This window comes from Streptomyces sp. NPDC057623, from assembly GCF_042800355.1.
Lineage (GTDB): Bacteria > Actinomycetota > Actinomycetes > Streptomycetales > Streptomycetaceae > Streptomyces.
In genome coordinates, this window is sequence record NZ_JBHVGZ010000001.1 from 249,869 (window position 1) to 265,499 (window position 15,631).

Here is a 15,631-nt window from a genome sequence, read left to right on the forward strand (position 1 = left end):
TGGACCTGAACAGGTCACCGAAACGATCACGACAGCCTGAGCCACTGCGGCGACGCATACCGCGTACGTGGGGTTGCTGGTCATCGGCCCGGTGGACCGGTGTAAGGGCCCGTCCCGTGAGAATGAGCAAGCCAATACACAACGAACATGCAGGATACCTTCGGCGCCTCGGCCGGGTCAAAATGGCTCGGCTGCGGCAGCCCTGCACTCCGACCACCAGCATAAACGCCCGCTCGCTCGCCCCCGCCGGCGCACTACTCAGCCCCTCCGCCGGACCATTCAGCCCCTCCGGCGTTTGAGCAGCGGGGTCTGGGGCGGAGCCCCAGAAGGACGGGACGGGTAGGGGCGGCGGGGGCGAGGAAAACGGGCCGCCCACCCCCACCGCACCGCACGGCCAAAGTAGCGGCCACACCACACAACGTCACCGCGTCCCTGAAGGCCCGCCGCTGAACCGTCTCCAGATAGGGCCAGCTCACCCCCGGCAGCTGCGGCACCAGCGCCAGCCAGAACCACGGCCCCCGAGCCACCGCCCCCGCACACGGCACCCCCGCCACCACCACCGGCACGACGACCAGCAGGTAGTGGTCGTACGACGGCCTGGCGACCAGAAACGCCGACAGCATCAACATCACCGCGGTCTCCGCGAGCCGCAGTGGCCCGGCGTCCCCACGACGCCAACGCCACCACGCACACCCCACCCCCACCCCGGCCCCCGCCAACCCGATCCCCCCGGCCAGCACCCCCGGCACCCCCACCCGCGGCAGCACCGCGGCCGGCGACGCCTCGTACAGCCGCACAAAGCTGTCGCCCCCGCTCAGCAGAAACGGCAGGGTGCGGGTGAAGAACCCCGCCGGATCCGGCAGCAGCGACGCCGCCCCCGCGGACGCCGCCACCGGCACCCCGACCAGCACCGCCAGCCCCCGCCACCGCCCCGCGAACACGAACAGCAGTGCAAGCGGCGCCAGCAGCGGCTTCAGCGCGACCGCCGCCCCGATCACCGCCCCGGCCGCCACCCACCGGCCCCGCCCGGCCAGCGACAACCCCAGCGGCAGCGCGAGCGCCGCCGTCGCCGTCCAGTTCCCCAACACGACAAGGTGGGCGAACGGCGCGAACCCGGCCGCGAGGCCGAGCAGACCGAGCGCCGCGAAGCGGCTGCGCACCGGGACGTCGTGGAGACGTAAGGCACAGACCCAGCCCCCGACCAGACAGCCGGTCACCGCCGCCGGCACCAGCACGCTCAGCACATCCCGCGGAATCAGCACCTGAGGAGCCGCCGCCAGCACCGCGCTCGGCAAATAGAGGAAGTGGGAGTCGTCATACGGCGAACCGCCGGCCCACCAGACCCGCGCCGCCCGCACGACGATGGCGTTGTCCATCCCTCCGTCCGAGGTCACCCGGGCCGTACGCACCACCAGGGCGCCCAGTACGACCCCGAGCGCCGCCCACAGATGCCACGTCGCCCGTCGCACCAACCACCCGGAGATGTCGCTTTTGTGCTCGCTCACCGTGTGAACGCTAGGTGCGGGTGCGCTTCTTGGGGCGGACCGGCACACCCTCGGTCCGTCTAAGATGCGCCCCATGAGCTACGGGCAGCAGGGGGGACCCCAGTCCCAGTGGGATCCCTGGAAACCGCATTCCCAGCAGCCGTGGAACGACGGCACCGACGAGACGCCGGACTGGGCCGCACTCGCCGAGGCGTCCGAGACGCGCAACAAACGGCGCAGGCTGTTCTTCATCGGCGGCGGCGCCCTGGCCACCGTCGCGATCGGTGCCGCCGTCGCCGTGGCCGTGGTGTCGGCGAACGACGGCAACTCGGCCTCGAACAAACCGGCTTCCGATCTCCCGGGGAGTTCGGGCCTGCCGAACCGGTCCGCCACTCCCTCGTTCGAGTCGACGAGCGCCCCGCCGCCGCTGGACCCGAAGGACTTCGTCTCCAGCAAGAGCAAGGACACCGCTCCGCTGAGCGCGCAGATCCTCTTCCCGGGCACGCAGCTGACCGTGGGTGAGACGACCGTGTACAAGAAGGGCGCGACGGACGACACGAAGAACTGCTCCGCGGCCACCAAGGGCGGGCTGCCGAAGATCCTCACGGACAACGACTGCACCAGCTTCATGCGCGTCTCGTACGTGAAGGACAACGTCGCGGTGACGGTGGGCGTGGCGGTCTTCGACAACGCGGCCCAGGCCACGAAGGTCAAGGGCAAGGTCAAGACGAAGACGGACATCATCAGGTCCCTGTCCGGCAAGGGCATCAAGGACTTCTGCACGTCCGCCGTCTGCCTGTCGACCTCCAACTCCTACGGCCGTTACGCCTACTTCACCATCACCGGCTTCACCACCGGCAAGGACATGACGGACAAGGACACGGACGCCTTCCAGGTCGGCGAGGACCTGGAGGACTTCGCCTTCCGTCAGATCCGCCAGCGCGGCGAGCTCCAGGCGTCGGCGGCGGCCGGCGAGTAACACCGATTCCCACGCCGAACGGCGCCGGGCCGGACCTCACCACGAGGCCCGGCCCGTTCGCCTAACAGCACCCAGCGCTGCCCGGCAACGACCGCTTGTTCCGCGCTTCCTTGCTCCGCGCGGCCAGCAACTCGTCGGCGGGGTAGCCGACTTCCTCCAACGTCAGCCCATGGGGCCGTACGACATGCACGGCCGAGTCCCTGACCCCGGCGGCAAGCACCTTGCCCGGCCAGTCCGCGGGCCGATGCCCGTCCCCGACGAACAACAACGCCCCGATGAGCGACCGCACCATGTTGTGGCAGAAGGCGTCGGCGCGCACGGTGGCGGTGATGATCCCGTCGTCCCCCCGCGCCAGGCTCAGCTCCTGCAACGTCCGAATGGTCGTGGCCCCCTCCCGCTTCTTGCAGTAGGCCGCGAAGTCGTGCTCGCCGAGCAGCCGCCCGGCGGCCTCGTTCATGGCGCCGACGTCGAGGGGCCAGTCGTGCCAGAGGACATGACTGCGCAGCAGCGGGTCCACGCCTCCGGGGTTGTCGGTGACGCGATACGCGTAGCGCCGCCAGACGGCCGAGAAGCGCGCGTTGAACCCGCTCGGCGCCTCCCTGAGCGCCCACACCCGCACATCCTTGGACAGCCGCCCGGCGAGCCGCTTGAGCAGCTTCTCGTGATGCTCACGCCACACCGCCTCCGGCAGATCGACGTGCGCGACCTGCCCCCGCGCATGCACCCCGGCATCGGTACGCCCGGCGACGGTCAGTTCATACGTCGTACTCCCCGACCGCGTGACGGTCCGCAGGGCATCCTCGATCTCCCCCTGCACGGTCCGCCGCCCCCCGGCCTGCTTGGCCCACCCGGAGAACTCGGCCCCGTCGTAGGACAGGTCGAGGCGTACACGGACATACCCAGGTGCTACTTCATCACTCACACAGAGATCCTCTCAGGAACACAAAAGCGGGCCCGCTCCTCAGAAAGGAACGGGCCCGCCAACGCCCTAAAGGGGCGCGGGGAACTGCGCGACCAGCCACGACGAAGCCGCGGCCGCGATCAAGCAGCCCCCGGCAGACGCTTAGGCGTCCTTCGACTCCTCGGCGGGAGCCTCGTCGGCCTTGGTCGTGTCGACCTTGGCCTCGGTAACCTCGGCAACCTCGGCGTCCTTGGCGGCACGCTTGGTGGCGGCCTCGGCCTCACCCGTGGCCTCCTGCGCGACCGTCAGCGCCTCGACCAGCTCGATGACAGCCATGGGCGCGTTGTCGCCACGGCGGTTACCGATCTTGGTGATACGGGTGTAGCCACCCGGACGGTTCTCGTACCGCGGGCCGATCTCGGTGAAGAGCGTGTGGACGACGCTCTTGTCCGTGATGACCTGGAGCACCTGACGGCGGTTGTGAAGGTCGCCCTTCTTCGCCTTGGTGACCAGACGCTCGGCGTACGGCCGCAGCCGACGGGCCTTCGCCTCGGTGGTGGTGATACGGCCGTGCTCGAAGAGCGCCTTCGCGAGGTTCGCGAGGAGCAGCTTCTCGTGCGCGGCACTGCCGCCCAGACGGGCACCCTTGGTGGGCTTCGGCATGTCAATCTCCTGTGTGTCTGCCCCGGCCGTATGAGGTACCGAGGTCAGTATCCGAGCAGGCGATTACCTGTCGGAGATCCGGGCGCCTTTTCAGACGCCCGGAGGGTCCGCGCCCCAAAGGGGCGCGGGGAACTGCGCGACCAGCCACAACGGACCGGCAGCCGAATCAGTACTGCTCGGTCTCCACGAAACCGGCGTCAGCGTCGTCATCGGCACCGAAGGCGTCCGCGGCAGCGGTCGGGTCGAATCCGGGCGGGCTGTCCTTGAGGGCCAGGCCCATGCCGGCCAGCTTCGCCTTGACCTCGTCGATCGACTTCGCACCGAAGTTACGAATGTCGAGCAGGTCGGCCTCGGAACGCGCCACGAGCTCACCCACGGAGTGGATGCCCTCACGCTTGAGGCAGTTGTACGACCGAACGGTGAGCTCCAGCTCCTCGATCGGCAGCGCCAGATCAGCGGCGAGGGCGGCGTCCGTGGGGGACGGGCCCATGTCGATGCCCTCGGCGTCGATGTTGAGCTCCCGGGCGAGCCCGAACAGCTCGACCAGCGTCTTACCGGCCGACGCCATGGCGTCACGCGGACGCATCGCCTGCTTGGTCTCGACGTCGACGATCAGCTTGTCGAAGTCGGTGCGCTGCTCGACACGCGTGGCCTCGACCTTGTACGTGACCTTCAGAACCGGCGAGTAGATGGAGTCGACCGGAATACGACCAATCTCCTGGCCCACCTGCTTGTTCTGCACGGCGGAGACATAACCACGGCCACGCTCGACCGTGAGCTCCATCTCCAGCTTGCCCTTGCCGTTGAGCGTCGCGAGGACGAGGTCGGGGTTGTGCACCTCGACACCGGCCGGGGGCGCGATGTCGGCGGCGGTGACCAGACCCGGGCCCTGCTTGCGCAGGTACATCACGACGGGCTCGTCGTGCTCCGAGGAGACGACCAGCTGCTTGATGTTGAGGATCAGGTCGGTGACGTCCTCCTTGACGCCCGGCACGGTGGTGAACTCGTGCAGCACGCCGTCGATACGGATGGACGTGACCGCCGCACCCGGGATCGAGGACAGGAGGGTCCGGCGCAGGGAGTTGCCGAGGGTGTAACCGAAGCCCGGCTCCAGCGGCTCGATCACGAACCGGGAGCGGAACTCGTCGACGACCTCTTCGGTCAACGAGGGACGCTGAGCGATCAGCATGTGTGGATCAGATCCTTCATTCGTGGACGCCCGCTATTTGACGCCCGACGGAAACCGCACCCGTGAAAAGTGCGGGTACTGCAAGGGTACGGGCGATACGGCCTTACAGCGCCGTACCGCCCGAAACCCGAACCCAGCCTGCTCGAAGCAGCCGTGCGTCAGACGCGACGACGCTTCGGCGGGCGGCAGCCGTTGTGCGGGGTCGGGGTGACGTCCTGGATGGAGCCGACCTCGAGACCGGTGGCCTGGAGCGAACGGATCGCGGTCTCACGACCGGAACCCGGGCCCTTCACGAACACGTCGACCTTGCGCATGCCGTGCTCCTGGGCGCGGCGGGCAGCCGACTCGGCGGCCATCTGCGCGGCGAACGGCGTGGACTTCCGGGAGCCCTTGAAGCCGACGTGGCCGGCGGAGGCCCAGGAGATCACGTTGCCGGACGGGTCCGTGATGGAGACGATCGTGTTGTTGAACGTGCTCTTGATGTGCGCGTGGCCGTGAGCGACGTTCTTCTTTTCCTTGCGGCGCACCTTCTTGGCAGCGCCCTGACGACCCTTGGGGGGCATCTACTAACTCCTACGGGGAGGTGGTCGGTCCTACAGCGAAGACCGCTGATGAAGCGTTGTCCGCTGAGGACTACTTCTTGCCCGGCTTCTTCTTGCCGGCGATGGCGCGACGCGGGCCCTTGCGGGTACGGGCGTTCGTGCTGGTGCGCTGACCGCGGACGGGCAGACCACGACGGTGACGCAGACCCTGGTAGCAACCGATCTCGACCTTGCGGCGGATGTCGGCCTGGATCTCACGACGGAGGTCACCCTCGGTCCTGATGTTGTTGTCCACGTACTCGCGGATCGCGACGAGCTGCTCCTCGGAGAGGTCGCGAACGCGGGTGTTCGGGTCGACGCCGGTCGCTGCCAGCGTCGCCTGCGAGAGGGTCCGGCCGATGCCGAACACGTAGGTGAGGGCGACCTCCACGCGCTTGTCGCGCGGGATGTCAACACCGGAAACGCGTGCCATTCAATGGCTCCTGGTGATCTTCGGAGGTCTTCCGCAGAATCGACTCCCAGCCGCCGGCCTCTTCACGCTGTTCAAAAGATGCAGCCAAAGATTAGGTACGACATGGGTCCCCAGCCTCCGAACCGGGGGTGTCAGGCGAGTTCGCCTGGATTCTGCGTATGAACATATTCAGCTCGCGTCGCGCGAAACTCTGCGATAGAGGTGCAGAGGGAGTTGGTCGTGCGTCAGCCCTGGCGCTGCTTGTGCCGCGGGTTCTCGCAAATGACCATGACCCGACCGTGACGGCGGATCACCCTGCACTTGTCGCAGATCTTCTTGACGCTCGGCTTGACCTTCATTGGGTGAGGTTCTCCGGGTCAGTGCCATCGCCTCGGGAGGTCCCGGGGCAGGGGCAAGATCTACTTGTAGCGGTAGACGATCCGGCCACGCGTCAGGTCGTACGGAGACAGCTCCACCACGACCCGGTCGTCAGGGAGGATGCGGATGTAGTGCATGCGCATCTTGCCGCTGATGTGTGCCAGGACCTGGTGGCCGTTCTGGAGCTCGACCTTGAACATGGCGTTCGGAAGAGACTCGACGACAGTGCCCTCGATCTCGATGGCACCTTGCTTCTTGGCCACGCTTCGCCCTTCGAATCGACTACCTTGATCGACTCCCTTGCGTTTCCCTTACGGGCGCATGCGGACATGCGGGTGCACGAGAGCCGACGAGTCAGTCTACGTCAGGGCACCCGGAAAGACGAATCGAGAGATCCTGCCCCAGAGGACAGATCGTTAAGCGCCCCAGAGGGGCGCGGGGAACTGCGCGACAAGCCACCGCGGCGCCGCAGCCGCCGGCTGGCAGCAACCCGCTCCCCGTAGGCGCTCAGGCCAACGGATCCGGCGCGGCCACAATCCCGTGCTCGGCCAGCTTCGCCTTGCCCCCGTCGGGAGACGTGAGCACCAGCGGGCCCTCCTCGGTCAGCGCGACCGAGTGCTCCCAGTGCGACGACCAGGTGCCGTCCGTGGTGATGACCGTCCAGTCGTCCGAGAGGACCTCGGTCTTCGGCGTGCCCAGCGAGACCATCGGCTCGATCGCGAGGCAGAACCCGGGGACCAGCTTCGGCCCCTTCCCCCGCCGCCGCTCGACGTAGTTCAGCAGATGCGGGTCCATGTGCATCTCGGTACCGATGCCGTGGCCGCCGTAGTCCTCGATGATCCCGTACTTGCCGCCGCCGGGCTTGGGCTGTCGACGGATGTACGTCTCGATGGCACGGGAGACGTCCACCAGACGGTTGCCCTGCTTCATGGCCGCGATGCCGGCCCACATCGACTCCTCGGTCACCCGAGAGAGCTCGATCAGCTCCGGGGCGTGACCGGAGCCCACGAAGGCGGTGTAGGCGGCGTCGCCGTGCCAGCCGTCGATGATGGCGCCGCAGTCGATGGAGATGATGTCGCCGTCCCCCAGGACGACGTCCTCGGACGGGATGCCGTGGACGACGACGTCGTTCACGGAGGTGCAGATCGTCGCGGGGAAGCCGCCGTAGCCGAGGAAGTTCGACTTGGCGCCGTGCTCCGCGAGCACCTTGCGTGCGACCTCGTCCAGATCCCTGGTACTGGCCCCGGGCACCGCGGCCTCACGCGTGGCCGCGTGAATGGCGGCGACGACCAGCCCCGCCTCACGCATCTTGGCGATCTGCTCGGGGGACTTGATCTGCACCATGGGGACGGGCGCCTTTCTGGGACTGGACAGAGGGGACTGCTTCAACCATAAGGGCGGGGCCCGCACACCCCGTCCCACGCAGCAGCCGCGGCCCCCTCACCGGGAACCGCGGCCTGAGCTACGTAGGGCCGAGGAGGCTGCTACTTGCCGTCCTCGTCACGCTGAAGCGCCTCCATGGCGCGTGCCGTGACCTCTTCGACCTTGCCCAGCGCGGAGATGGTGACGACCAGCCCCTGGGTCTTGTAGTAGTCGATGATCGGCTCGGTCTGCGTGTGGTAGACCTCCAGCCGCGTGCGGACGGTTTCCTCCGAGTCGTCGTCCCGCTGGTACAGCTCGCCGCCGCAGACGTCGCAGACGCCCTGCTGCTTCGGCTGGCTGTACGTGACGTGGAAGACGTGGCTGGAGTCCTTGCGGCAGATGCGCCGCCCGGCGATCCGCTTGACGACCTCTTCCTCGGGGACCTCGAGGTCCAGCACCGCGTCCAGCTTCATGCTCTCGGACTGGAGCATCTCGTCGAGCGCCTCGGCCTGGGACACGTTGCGCGGGAAGCCGTCCAGGAGGAAGCCGCCCTCGGCGTCCGGCTTCTCCATGCGGTCCTTGGCCATCCCGATGGTGACCTCGTCAGGCACCAGGTTGCCCGCGTCCATGTAGGACTTGGCGAGTTTCCCGAGCTCCGTCTGCTGGCTGATGTTGGCGCGGAACAGGTCGCCCGTGGAGATGTGCGGGATCGACAGGTTCTTGGCGAGGAACGCGGCCTGCGTTCCCTTACCGGCGCCCGGCGGCCCGACGAGGACGATACGCATTAGCGGAGGAACCCTTCGTAATTGCGCTGCTGGAGCTGGCTCTCGATCTGCTTCACCGTCTCGAGACCGACACCCACGATGATCAGGATGCTGGTCCCGCCGAACGGGAAGTTCTGGTTTGCCCCGAAACCAGCCAACGCCATCGTCGGCACGAGAGCGATCAGACCCAAGTACAGCGAGCCCGGCCAGGTGATCCGGTTGAGCACGTACGAGAGGTACTCAGCGGTCGGTCGGCCAGCCCGGATGCCCGGGATGAAGCCACCATACTTCTTCATGTTGTCCGCGACTTCCTCGGGGTTGAACGAGATGGCCACGTAGAAGAACGCGAAGAAAATGATCAGGAAGAAGTAGAGGACGATGTGCGTCGGGGCGTCCGTCTGAGCGAGGTTTCGCTCGACCCAGGCCTTCCAGTCGGACGTTCCGCCGGAGAACTGCGCGATCAGTGCCGGGATGTAGAGCAGCGACGAGGCAAAGATCACAGGGATGATGCCGGCCTGGTTGACCTTCAGCGGAATGTAGGTCGACGTGCCGCCGTAGGAACGGCGGCCGATCATCCGCTTCGCGTACTGAACCGGAATACGGCGCTGAGCCTGCTCGACGAAGACCACGAGGCCGATCATCACGAGGCCGACGGCGACCACGGTGCCGAACTCGATCCAGCCGTCGGCCAGGGAGCCCGACTCCTTGATGGCCCACAACGCGGACGGGAAGGTCGCGGCGATCGAGATGAACATCAGGATCGACATGCCGTTGCCGATGCCGCGGTCGGTGATGAGCTCACCGAGCCACATGACACAGGCCGTACCGGCGGTCATGGTGATGACCATCACGACGGTGGTGAAGATCGACTGGTCAGGCACGATCTGGTTGGCGACCTGGCACTGCTGGAAGAGCGCTCCGCTGCGGGCGGTGGCCACCAGGCCGGTGCCCTGAAGGATGGCGAGCGCGACGGTCAGGTAACGCGTGTACTGCGTGATCTTCGCCGTACCCGCCTGGCCCTCCTTCTTGAGGGCTTCCAGGCGCGGGATCACGACGGTCAGCAGCTGAAGAATGATGCTCGCCGTGATGTACGGCATGATGCCGAGCGCGAAGATCGTGATCTGAAGCAGAGCGCCACCGCTGAACATGTTGACCAGACCGAAAAGGCCCGTGTTGGTGCTCGCCTGATCGATACAGACCTGGACGGCCCTGTAGTCGACGCCGGGGATCGGGATATGCGTACCGATCCGGTAGATCACGATGATGCCGAGCGTGAAGAGCAGCTTCTTGCGCAGGTCGGGCGTCTTGAACGCCCGGGCGAACGCGGTGAGCACGGTGCCTCCTGCGACCCCCGCGCTACTGCGTCAAGGGTGACGGTCTTGAGGTTCGACTAATAGGGACGACTTAGCTAACGGTCAACTGCCGCTCAGAGTGCCCCACAAGAAGCACTCCGTAAAAGTGGGCAGTGCAGGCCACCATACCGGCGAGACTGCCCCCCTTGGAACGACCAACCGGGGATACCCCATTTGTGGGGTATCCCCGGTCGGGATCGCTCAAGTCATCGAGACGCCTGTTGCGTTCAGACGAGCTCGGTGACGGTACCGCCGGCGGCGGTGATCTTCTCCTTGGCGGAGCCGGAGACGGCGTCGACCGTCACCTGCAGCGCCACGGAGATCTCGCCCTGGCCGAGGACCTTGACGAGGCTGTTCTTGCGAACGGCACCCTTGGCCACGAGGCCCTCGACGGTGACCTCGCCACCCTCGGGGTACAGCGCGGCCAGCTTGTCGAGGTTCACGACCTGGAACTCGGTCTTGAACGGGTTCTTGAAGCCCTTCAGCTTCGGAAGACGCATGTGGAGGGGCATCTGGCCACCCTCGAAGCGCTCCGGAACCTGGTAACGAGCCTTCGTACCCTTGGTACCACGACCAGCCGTCTTACCCTTCGACGCCTCACCACGACCCACACGGGTCTTGGCGGTCTTGGCGCCCGGGGCGGGACGGAGGTTGTGGATCTTGAGCGGGTTGTTCTCCGCCATGATCAGTCGACCTCCTCGACCGACACGAGGTGGCGGACGGTGTGCACCATGCCGCGGAACTCGGGGCGGTCCTCCTTGACGACCTGCGTGTTGATGCCCTTGAGACCAAGGGAGCGCAGGGTGTCACGGTGGTTCTGCTTGCTGCCGATGTAGGACTTGACCTGCGTAATCTTGAGCTGCGCCATGATTACGCACCCGCCCCGGCACGTGCACGGAGAAGAGCCGCGGGGGCGACGTCCTCGAGCGGCAGACCACGGCGGGCCGCGACCTCCTCGGGACGCTGCAGGCCCTTGAGGGCCTCCACGGTCGCGTGCACGATGTTGATCGCGTTGTCGGAGCCGAGCGACTTCGACAGGATGTCGTGGATACCGGCGCACTCGAGCACGGCACGCACCGGGCCACCGGCGATAACGCCGGTACCGGGGGACGCGGGCTTGAGCAGCACGACGCCGGCAGCCTTCTCACCCTGGATCGGGTGCGGGATGGTGCCCTGGATGCGGGGGACCTTGAAGAAGTGCTTCTTGGCCTCCTCAACGCCCTTGGCGATGGCGGCCGGCACCTCCTTGGCCTTGCCGTATCCGACACCCACGGTGCCGTCACCGTCGCCCACCACGACCAGCGCGGTGAAGCTGAAGCGACGACCACCCTTCACAACCTTGGCGACGCGGTTGATCGCGACAACGCGCTCAACGTACGCGGTCTTCTCGGCGGCAGCAGCGCCGCCGTCACGGCCCTTCCGGTCCCGCCGCTCGCCGCCACCGGCACCGCTTCCACGGCGCTGGGGTCCAGCCATTGGATTACCTCTCTCTTTCCGCTAGCTACGGAAGCGGCTCAGAACTTGAGCCCGGCTTCGCGGGCGGCGTCCGCCAGGGCGGCGATGCGCCCGGCGTACTGGTTGCCACCACGGTCGAATACGACAGCCTCGACACCGGCGGCCTTGGCGCGCTCGGCGACCAGGGCGCCGACCTGCTTGGCCTGCGTGGACTTGTCGCCCTCGCCACCACGGATCGAGGTGTCCAGGGTGGACGCCGACGCAAGGGTGTGACCCTTGATGTCGTCGATCACCTGGGCCACGATGTGGCGGTTCGAGCGGGTAACGACCAGACGCGGACGCTCCGCCGTTCCGTTGATGTGCTTACGGATCCGGATGTGGCGGCGCTTGATCGCGGCGCGCTTGTAGGCGTCGCCCTTGAGGATCTTCTGTCCGTATGCCATGGCTTACTTACCCGCCTTTCCGACCTTGCGGCGGATGACTTCGCCCTCGTACTTGACGCCCTTGGCCTTGTACGGGTCGGGCTTGCGCAGCTTGCGGATGTTGGCCGCAACCTCGCCGACCTTCTGCTTGTCGATGCCCTCGACCGAGAACCGGGTGGGGGCCTCCACCTTGAAGGTGATGCCCTCGGGGGCCTCGACGGTGATCGGGTGGCTGTAGCCGAGAGCGAACTCGAGGTTCGAACCCTTGGCCTGCACGCGGTAACCGACACCGCTGATCTCGAGCTTCTTCACGTAACCCTGGGTCACGCCGGTGATCATGTTCGCCACCAGCGTGCGGGACAGGCCGTGCAGGGCCTTGTTCTGACGCTCGTCGTTGGGGCGGGTGACGTTGAGAACGCCGTCCTCACCCTTGGCGATGTCGATCGGCGCAGCGACGGTGTGGGTCAGTTCGCCCTTGGGGCCCTTGACCGAGACCGTACGGCCGTCGATGGTGACGTCCACGCCGGCGGGAACCGTGATGGGGAGCTTGCCAATACGCGACATAGCTGTTTCCTCCGTTCCCTTCCGCTACCAGACGTAGGCGAGGACTTCTCCGCCTACGCCCTTCTTGCCGGCCTGCTTGTCGGTGAGGAGCCCGTGCGACGTGGAGATGATCGCCACGCCGAGGCCGCCCAGCACCTTCGGCAGGTTGGTGGACTTCGCGTAAACCCGGAGACCGGGCTTGGAGATCCGCTTGATGCCCGCGATGGAGCGCTCACGGTTCGGGCCGAACTTCAGCTCGAGGACGAGGTTCTTGCCAACCTCGGCGTCCTCGACGCGCCAGCCCGTGATGAAGCCCTCCTGCTGGAGGATCTCCGCGATGTGAGACTTGATCTTCGATGCCGGCATCGTCACGGAGTCGTGGTATGCCGAGTTCGCGTTCCGCAGACGCGTAAGCATGTCTGCGATCGGATCAGTCATGGTCATGAATTGGCCTTCGGCCTCTCTCGCCGGGGTTTCCTGGTGCGCCATCCCTCTCCCCGATCCGAGACGGGACGGGTGCGGCGCGGTGGACCTACGGCGTAGTAAGTCGTACGGGCGCGACAGGCGCCCAACCCCACAAGCCTAAGCCATGCGGGGGTGGGCCCCTGTCCACCCAGATGCTTACCGAGAGCTTCAGGAATCCCTAATTACAGGGATTACCAGGAGCTCTTGGTCACGCCCGGCAGCTCGCCACGGTGAGCCATCTCACGAAGGCACACGCGGCACAGGCCGAACTTGCGGTACACGGAGTGCGGACGGCCGCAGCGCTGGCAGCGCGTGTAGCCACGCACACCGAACTTGGGCTTGCGAGCAGCCTTGGCAATCAGAGCCTTCTTCGCCATCTCGCTCACGCCTCCTTGAACGGGAAGCCGAGGTGACGAAGGAGCGCGCGGCCCTCAGCGTCGTTGGTCGCCGTGGTGACCACGGTGATGTCCATACCCCGGGTACGGTCGATCTTGTCCTGGTCGATCTCGTGGAACATGACCTGCTCCGTGAGACCGAAGGTGTAGTTGCCACGGCCGTCGAACTGCTTGGGGGACAGGCCACGGAAGTCGCGGATGCGCGGCAGCGCGAGCGACAGGGTGCGGTCCAGGAACTCCCACATGCGGTCGCCACGAAGCGTGACGTGGGCACCGATCGGCTGACCCTCACGCAGCTTGAACTGCGCGATGGACTTGCGGGCCTTGGTGACGGCCGGCTTCTGACCGGTGATCGTGGTGAGGTCGCGGATGGCGCCCTCGATCAGCTTGGAGTCGCGGGCGGCGTCGCCCACACCCATGTTGACCACGATCTTGACGAGGCCGGGGATCTGCATGACGTTCTCGTACTTGAACTCGTCACGCAGCTTGCCCGCGATCTCCTCGCGGTACTTCTGCTTCAGACGCGGGCTGGTGGTGGTCGTCATCAGATGTCCTCACCCGTCCGCTTGGCAACGCGGATCTTGTTGCCTTCGTCGTCGAAGCGGTAACCGACACGCGTGACGACCTTGTTGCCGTCCTTCTCAACGACCAGCTGGACGTTGGAGACGTGGATCGGCGCCTCGGTCGTGACGATGCCACCGGCCTGCGAGCCCTTGGCGGTCGGGCCGGCCTTGGTGTGCTTCTTGACCCGGTTGACACCCTCGACCAGGACGCGCTCGTCGCGCGGGTAAGCGGCAATGACCTTGCCCTGCTTGCCCTTGTCCTTACCGGTGATGACCTGGACCAGGTCGCCCTTCTTGATCTTCATGCTTACAGCACCTCCGGCGCGAGCGAGATGATCTTCATGAACTTCTTCTCGCGCAGCTCCCGGCCCACCGGGCCGAAGATACGGGTGCCACGAGGGTCGCCGTCGTTCTTCAGAATGACGGCGGCGTTCTCGTCGAAGCGGATGTACGAGCCGTCCGGACGGCGGCGCTCCTTGACGGTGCGAACGATGACCGCCTTGATGACGTCACCCTTCTTCACGTTGCCGCCGGGGATCGCGTCCTTGACGGTGGCGACGATGACGTCACCGATGCCCGCGTAGCGGCGACCGGAGCCACCGAGCACACGGATGCAAAGGATTTCCTTCGCACCAGTGTTGTCGGCGACGCGCAGTCGCGACTCCTGCTGGATCACGTCTATCTCCTGTTTGTCTGCCGGTTCCCGGCAGGGGGCTCAGTACGAGCACCCCTGCCGAGCCTGGCGGAACTGTCCTGCGGGGCCCCTACATTTTTTTAGGGCCGCAGGAAATTACTTGGCCTTCTCGAGGATCTCGACGACGCGCCAGCGCTTCGTCGCGGACAGCGGCCGGGTCTCCGCGAGGAGGACACGGTCGCCGACACCCGCGGCGTTCTGCTCGTCGTGCGCCTTGAGCTTGTTGGTACGGCGGATGACCTTGCCGTACAGCGCGTGCTTGACGCGGTCCTCGACGGCGACGACGACGGTCTTGTCCATCTTGTCGCTGACGACGAGACCCTCACGGGTCTTGCGGAAGCCGCGGGCCTCTGCAGTCTGCTCAGTCACGTTGCTCTCACTCATCAGGCGCTCTCCACCGTCTCGATGCCCAGCTCGCGCTCACGCATCAGGGTGTAGATCCGCGCGATGTCCTTACGGACGGCCTTGAGCCGACCGTGGTTCTCGAGCTGACCGGTCGCCGCCTGGAAGCGGAGGTTGAACAGCTCTTCCTTGGCTTCGCGGAGCTTCGCCAGAAGCTCCTCGTCACCCAGTTCGCGCAGCTCGGACGCCTTGGTACCGGCCGACATCACGCTTCACCTGCCTCGCGCTTGACGATCCGGCACTTCATCGGCAGCTTGTGGGCCGCACGAGTCAGCGCCTCACGGGCGATCTTCTCGTTGGGGTACGACAGCTCGAACATCACGCGTCCGGGCTTGACGTTGGCGATCCACCACTCCGGCGAACCCTTACCGGAACCCATGCGGGTCTCGGCAGGCTTCTTGGTGAGGGGACGGTCCGGGTAGATGTTGATCCAGACCTTGCCACCACGCTTGATGTGACGCGTCATGGCGATACGAGCGGCCTCGATCTGACGGTTCGTCACGTAGGCCGGGGTAAGCGCCTGGATGCCGTACTCGCCGAACGCAACCTGCGTTCCACCCTTGGACATGCCAGAGCGCTTCGGGTGGTGCTGCTTGCGGTGCTTGACCCTACGGGGGATCAGCATGT

25 protein-coding genes are annotated in these 15,631 nt (G+C 66.4%); 1 reads left to right on the plus strand and 24 read right to left on the minus strand.

Annotated features, from left to right (window positions below; genetic code table 11):
* Positions 1 to 254 precede the first annotated feature (254 nt).
* Entirely contained in the window at positions 255 to 1,505 is a 1,251-nt protein-coding gene (locus ACFU95_RS01125; protein WP_383819964.1) for a glycosyltransferase 87 family protein, read from the minus strand.
* A gap of 73 nt (positions 1,506 to 1,578) precedes the next feature.
* Between ACFU95_RS01125 and ACFU95_RS01130 the strand changes: the two genes are divergently transcribed.
* Positions 1,579 to 2,463: a hypothetical protein gene (locus ACFU95_RS01130; protein ID WP_383819966.1), complete on the plus strand. Its 885-nt coding sequence runs from the start codon at positions 1,579 to 1,581 to the stop codon at positions 2,461 to 2,463.
* A gap of 61 nt (positions 2,464 to 2,524) precedes the next feature.
* Here the strand turns inward: ACFU95_RS01130 and truA are convergent, their stop codons facing one another.
* From truA to rplP, 23 genes are all read right to left on the minus strand, one after another.
* Positions 2,525 to 3,385: a tRNA pseudouridine(38-40) synthase TruA gene (gene truA / locus ACFU95_RS01135; RefSeq protein WP_383819969.1), complete on the minus strand. Its 861-nt coding sequence runs from the start codon at positions 3,383 to 3,385 to the stop codon at positions 2,525 to 2,527.
* Positions 3,386 to 3,526: 141 nt separating this feature from the next.
* Entirely contained in the window at positions 3,527 to 4,027 is a 501-nt protein-coding gene (gene rplQ / locus ACFU95_RS01140; protein WP_383819971.1) for a 50S ribosomal protein L17, read from the minus strand.
* Between the two features lie 166 nt (positions 4,028 to 4,193).
* Positions 4,194 to 5,216 (minus strand): DNA-directed RNA polymerase subunit alpha, encoded by a 1,023-nt coding sequence (locus tag ACFU95_RS01145; RefSeq protein ID WP_003966937.1) that lies wholly within the window; start codon positions 5,214 to 5,216, stop codon positions 4,194 to 4,196.
* A gap of 158 nt (positions 5,217 to 5,374) precedes the next feature.
* On the minus strand, positions 5,375 to 5,779 hold the full coding sequence (rpsK, locus tag ACFU95_RS01150) for a 30S ribosomal protein S11 (protein ID WP_003956432.1): 405 nt from the start codon (positions 5,777 to 5,779) through the stop codon (positions 5,375 to 5,377).
* Between the two features lie 70 nt (positions 5,780 to 5,849).
* On the minus strand, positions 5,850 to 6,230 hold the full coding sequence (rpsM, locus tag ACFU95_RS01155) for a 30S ribosomal protein S13 (RefSeq protein ID WP_030046388.1): 381 nt from the start codon (positions 6,228 to 6,230) through the stop codon (positions 5,850 to 5,852).
* 224 nt (positions 6,231 to 6,454) lie between these two features.
* Entirely contained in the window at positions 6,455 to 6,568 is a 114-nt protein-coding gene (gene rpmJ / locus ACFU95_RS01160) for a 50S ribosomal protein L36 (protein WP_003998809.1), read from the minus strand.
* 60 nt (positions 6,569 to 6,628) lie between these two features.
* On the minus strand, positions 6,629 to 6,850 hold the full coding sequence (gene infA, locus ACFU95_RS01165) for a translation initiation factor IF-1 (protein ID WP_003948620.1): 222 nt from the start codon (positions 6,848 to 6,850) through the stop codon (positions 6,629 to 6,631).
* A 244-nt stretch (positions 6,851 to 7,094) separates the two neighbouring features.
* Entirely contained in the window at positions 7,095 to 7,931 is an 837-nt protein-coding gene (map, locus tag ACFU95_RS01170; RefSeq protein WP_383819975.1) for a type I methionyl aminopeptidase, read from the minus strand.
* A 140-nt stretch (positions 7,932 to 8,071) separates the two neighbouring features.
* Positions 8,072 to 8,734: an adenylate kinase gene (locus ACFU95_RS01175; RefSeq protein WP_383819978.1), complete on the minus strand. Its 663-nt coding sequence runs from the start codon at positions 8,732 to 8,734 to the stop codon at positions 8,072 to 8,074.
* Positions 8,734 to 10,047, minus strand: a complete 1,314-nt coding sequence (gene secY / locus ACFU95_RS01180; RefSeq protein ID WP_383819980.1) for a preprotein translocase subunit SecY — start codon at positions 10,045 to 10,047, stop codon at positions 8,734 to 8,736. The genes ACFU95_RS01175 and secY overlap by 1 nt, the downstream gene beginning before the upstream one ends.
* Before the next feature lie 245 nt (positions 10,048 to 10,292).
* Positions 10,293 to 10,748: a 50S ribosomal protein L15 gene (rplO, locus tag ACFU95_RS01185; RefSeq protein ID WP_003974249.1), complete on the minus strand. Its 456-nt coding sequence runs from the start codon at positions 10,746 to 10,748 to the stop codon at positions 10,293 to 10,295.
* Between the two features lie 2 nt (positions 10,749 to 10,750).
* The gene (gene rpmD / locus ACFU95_RS01190; protein ID WP_006140898.1) at positions 10,751 to 10,933 is read right to left on the minus strand and encodes a 50S ribosomal protein L30; all 183 of its coding nucleotides are present in this window, start codon (positions 10,931 to 10,933) and stop codon (positions 10,751 to 10,753) included.
* A 2-nt stretch (positions 10,934 to 10,935) separates the two neighbouring features.
* Positions 10,936 to 11,541 (minus strand): 30S ribosomal protein S5, encoded by a 606-nt coding sequence (rpsE, locus tag ACFU95_RS01195; RefSeq protein ID WP_016434633.1) that lies wholly within the window; start codon positions 11,539 to 11,541, stop codon positions 10,936 to 10,938.
* A 38-nt stretch (positions 11,542 to 11,579) separates the two neighbouring features.
* The gene (rplR, locus tag ACFU95_RS01200; protein ID WP_147995165.1) at positions 11,580 to 11,963 is read right to left on the minus strand and encodes a 50S ribosomal protein L18; all 384 of its coding nucleotides are present in this window, start codon (positions 11,961 to 11,963) and stop codon (positions 11,580 to 11,582) included.
* Positions 11,964 to 11,966: 3 nt separating this feature from the next.
* Positions 11,967 to 12,506: a 50S ribosomal protein L6 gene (rplF, locus tag ACFU95_RS01205; RefSeq protein WP_037719144.1), complete on the minus strand. Its 540-nt coding sequence runs from the start codon at positions 12,504 to 12,506 to the stop codon at positions 11,967 to 11,969.
* 24 nt (positions 12,507 to 12,530) lie between these two features.
* Complete coding sequence (gene rpsH, locus ACFU95_RS01210; RefSeq protein ID WP_030046382.1) at positions 12,531 to 12,929, minus strand: 30S ribosomal protein S8; 399 nt, start codon at positions 12,927 to 12,929, stop codon at positions 12,531 to 12,533.
* 212 nt (positions 12,930 to 13,141) lie between these two features.
* Complete coding sequence (locus ACFU95_RS01215) at positions 13,142 to 13,327, minus strand: type Z 30S ribosomal protein S14 (RefSeq protein WP_003948630.1); 186 nt, start codon at positions 13,325 to 13,327, stop codon at positions 13,142 to 13,144.
* A 5-nt stretch (positions 13,328 to 13,332) separates the two neighbouring features.
* Complete coding sequence (gene rplE, locus ACFU95_RS01220; protein ID WP_272112662.1) at positions 13,333 to 13,890, minus strand: 50S ribosomal protein L5; 558 nt, start codon at positions 13,888 to 13,890, stop codon at positions 13,333 to 13,335.
* Positions 13,890 to 14,213: a 50S ribosomal protein L24 gene (gene rplX, locus ACFU95_RS01225; protein ID WP_030046380.1), complete on the minus strand. Its 324-nt coding sequence runs from the start codon at positions 14,211 to 14,213 to the stop codon at positions 13,890 to 13,892. The genes rplE and rplX overlap by 1 nt, the downstream gene beginning before the upstream one ends.
* A 2-nt stretch (positions 14,214 to 14,215) precedes the next feature.
* Positions 14,216 to 14,584 carry a 50S ribosomal protein L14 gene (gene rplN, locus ACFU95_RS01230; protein WP_003992364.1) on the minus strand — a complete coding sequence of 123 codons (369 nt, stop codon included), beginning with the start codon at positions 14,582 to 14,584 and terminating at the stop codon, positions 14,216 to 14,218.
* Between the two features lie 114 nt (positions 14,585 to 14,698).
* On the minus strand, positions 14,699 to 14,986 hold the full coding sequence (gene rpsQ, locus ACFU95_RS01235; RefSeq protein WP_007384073.1) for a 30S ribosomal protein S17: 288 nt from the start codon (positions 14,984 to 14,986) through the stop codon (positions 14,699 to 14,701).
* Positions 14,986 to 15,210 carry a 50S ribosomal protein L29 gene (rpmC, locus tag ACFU95_RS01240; RefSeq protein WP_003998824.1) on the minus strand — a complete coding sequence of 75 codons (225 nt, stop codon included), beginning with the start codon at positions 15,208 to 15,210 and terminating at the stop codon, positions 14,986 to 14,988. The genes rpsQ and rpmC overlap by 1 nt, the downstream gene beginning before the upstream one ends.
* The gene (rplP, locus tag ACFU95_RS01245; RefSeq protein ID WP_030745246.1) at positions 15,210 to 15,629 is read right to left on the minus strand and encodes a 50S ribosomal protein L16; all 420 of its coding nucleotides are present in this window, start codon (positions 15,627 to 15,629) and stop codon (positions 15,210 to 15,212) included. Before rplP ends, rpmC begins: the two co-directional genes overlap by 1 nt.
* Between the last annotated feature and the right edge of the window lie 2 nt (positions 15,630 to 15,631).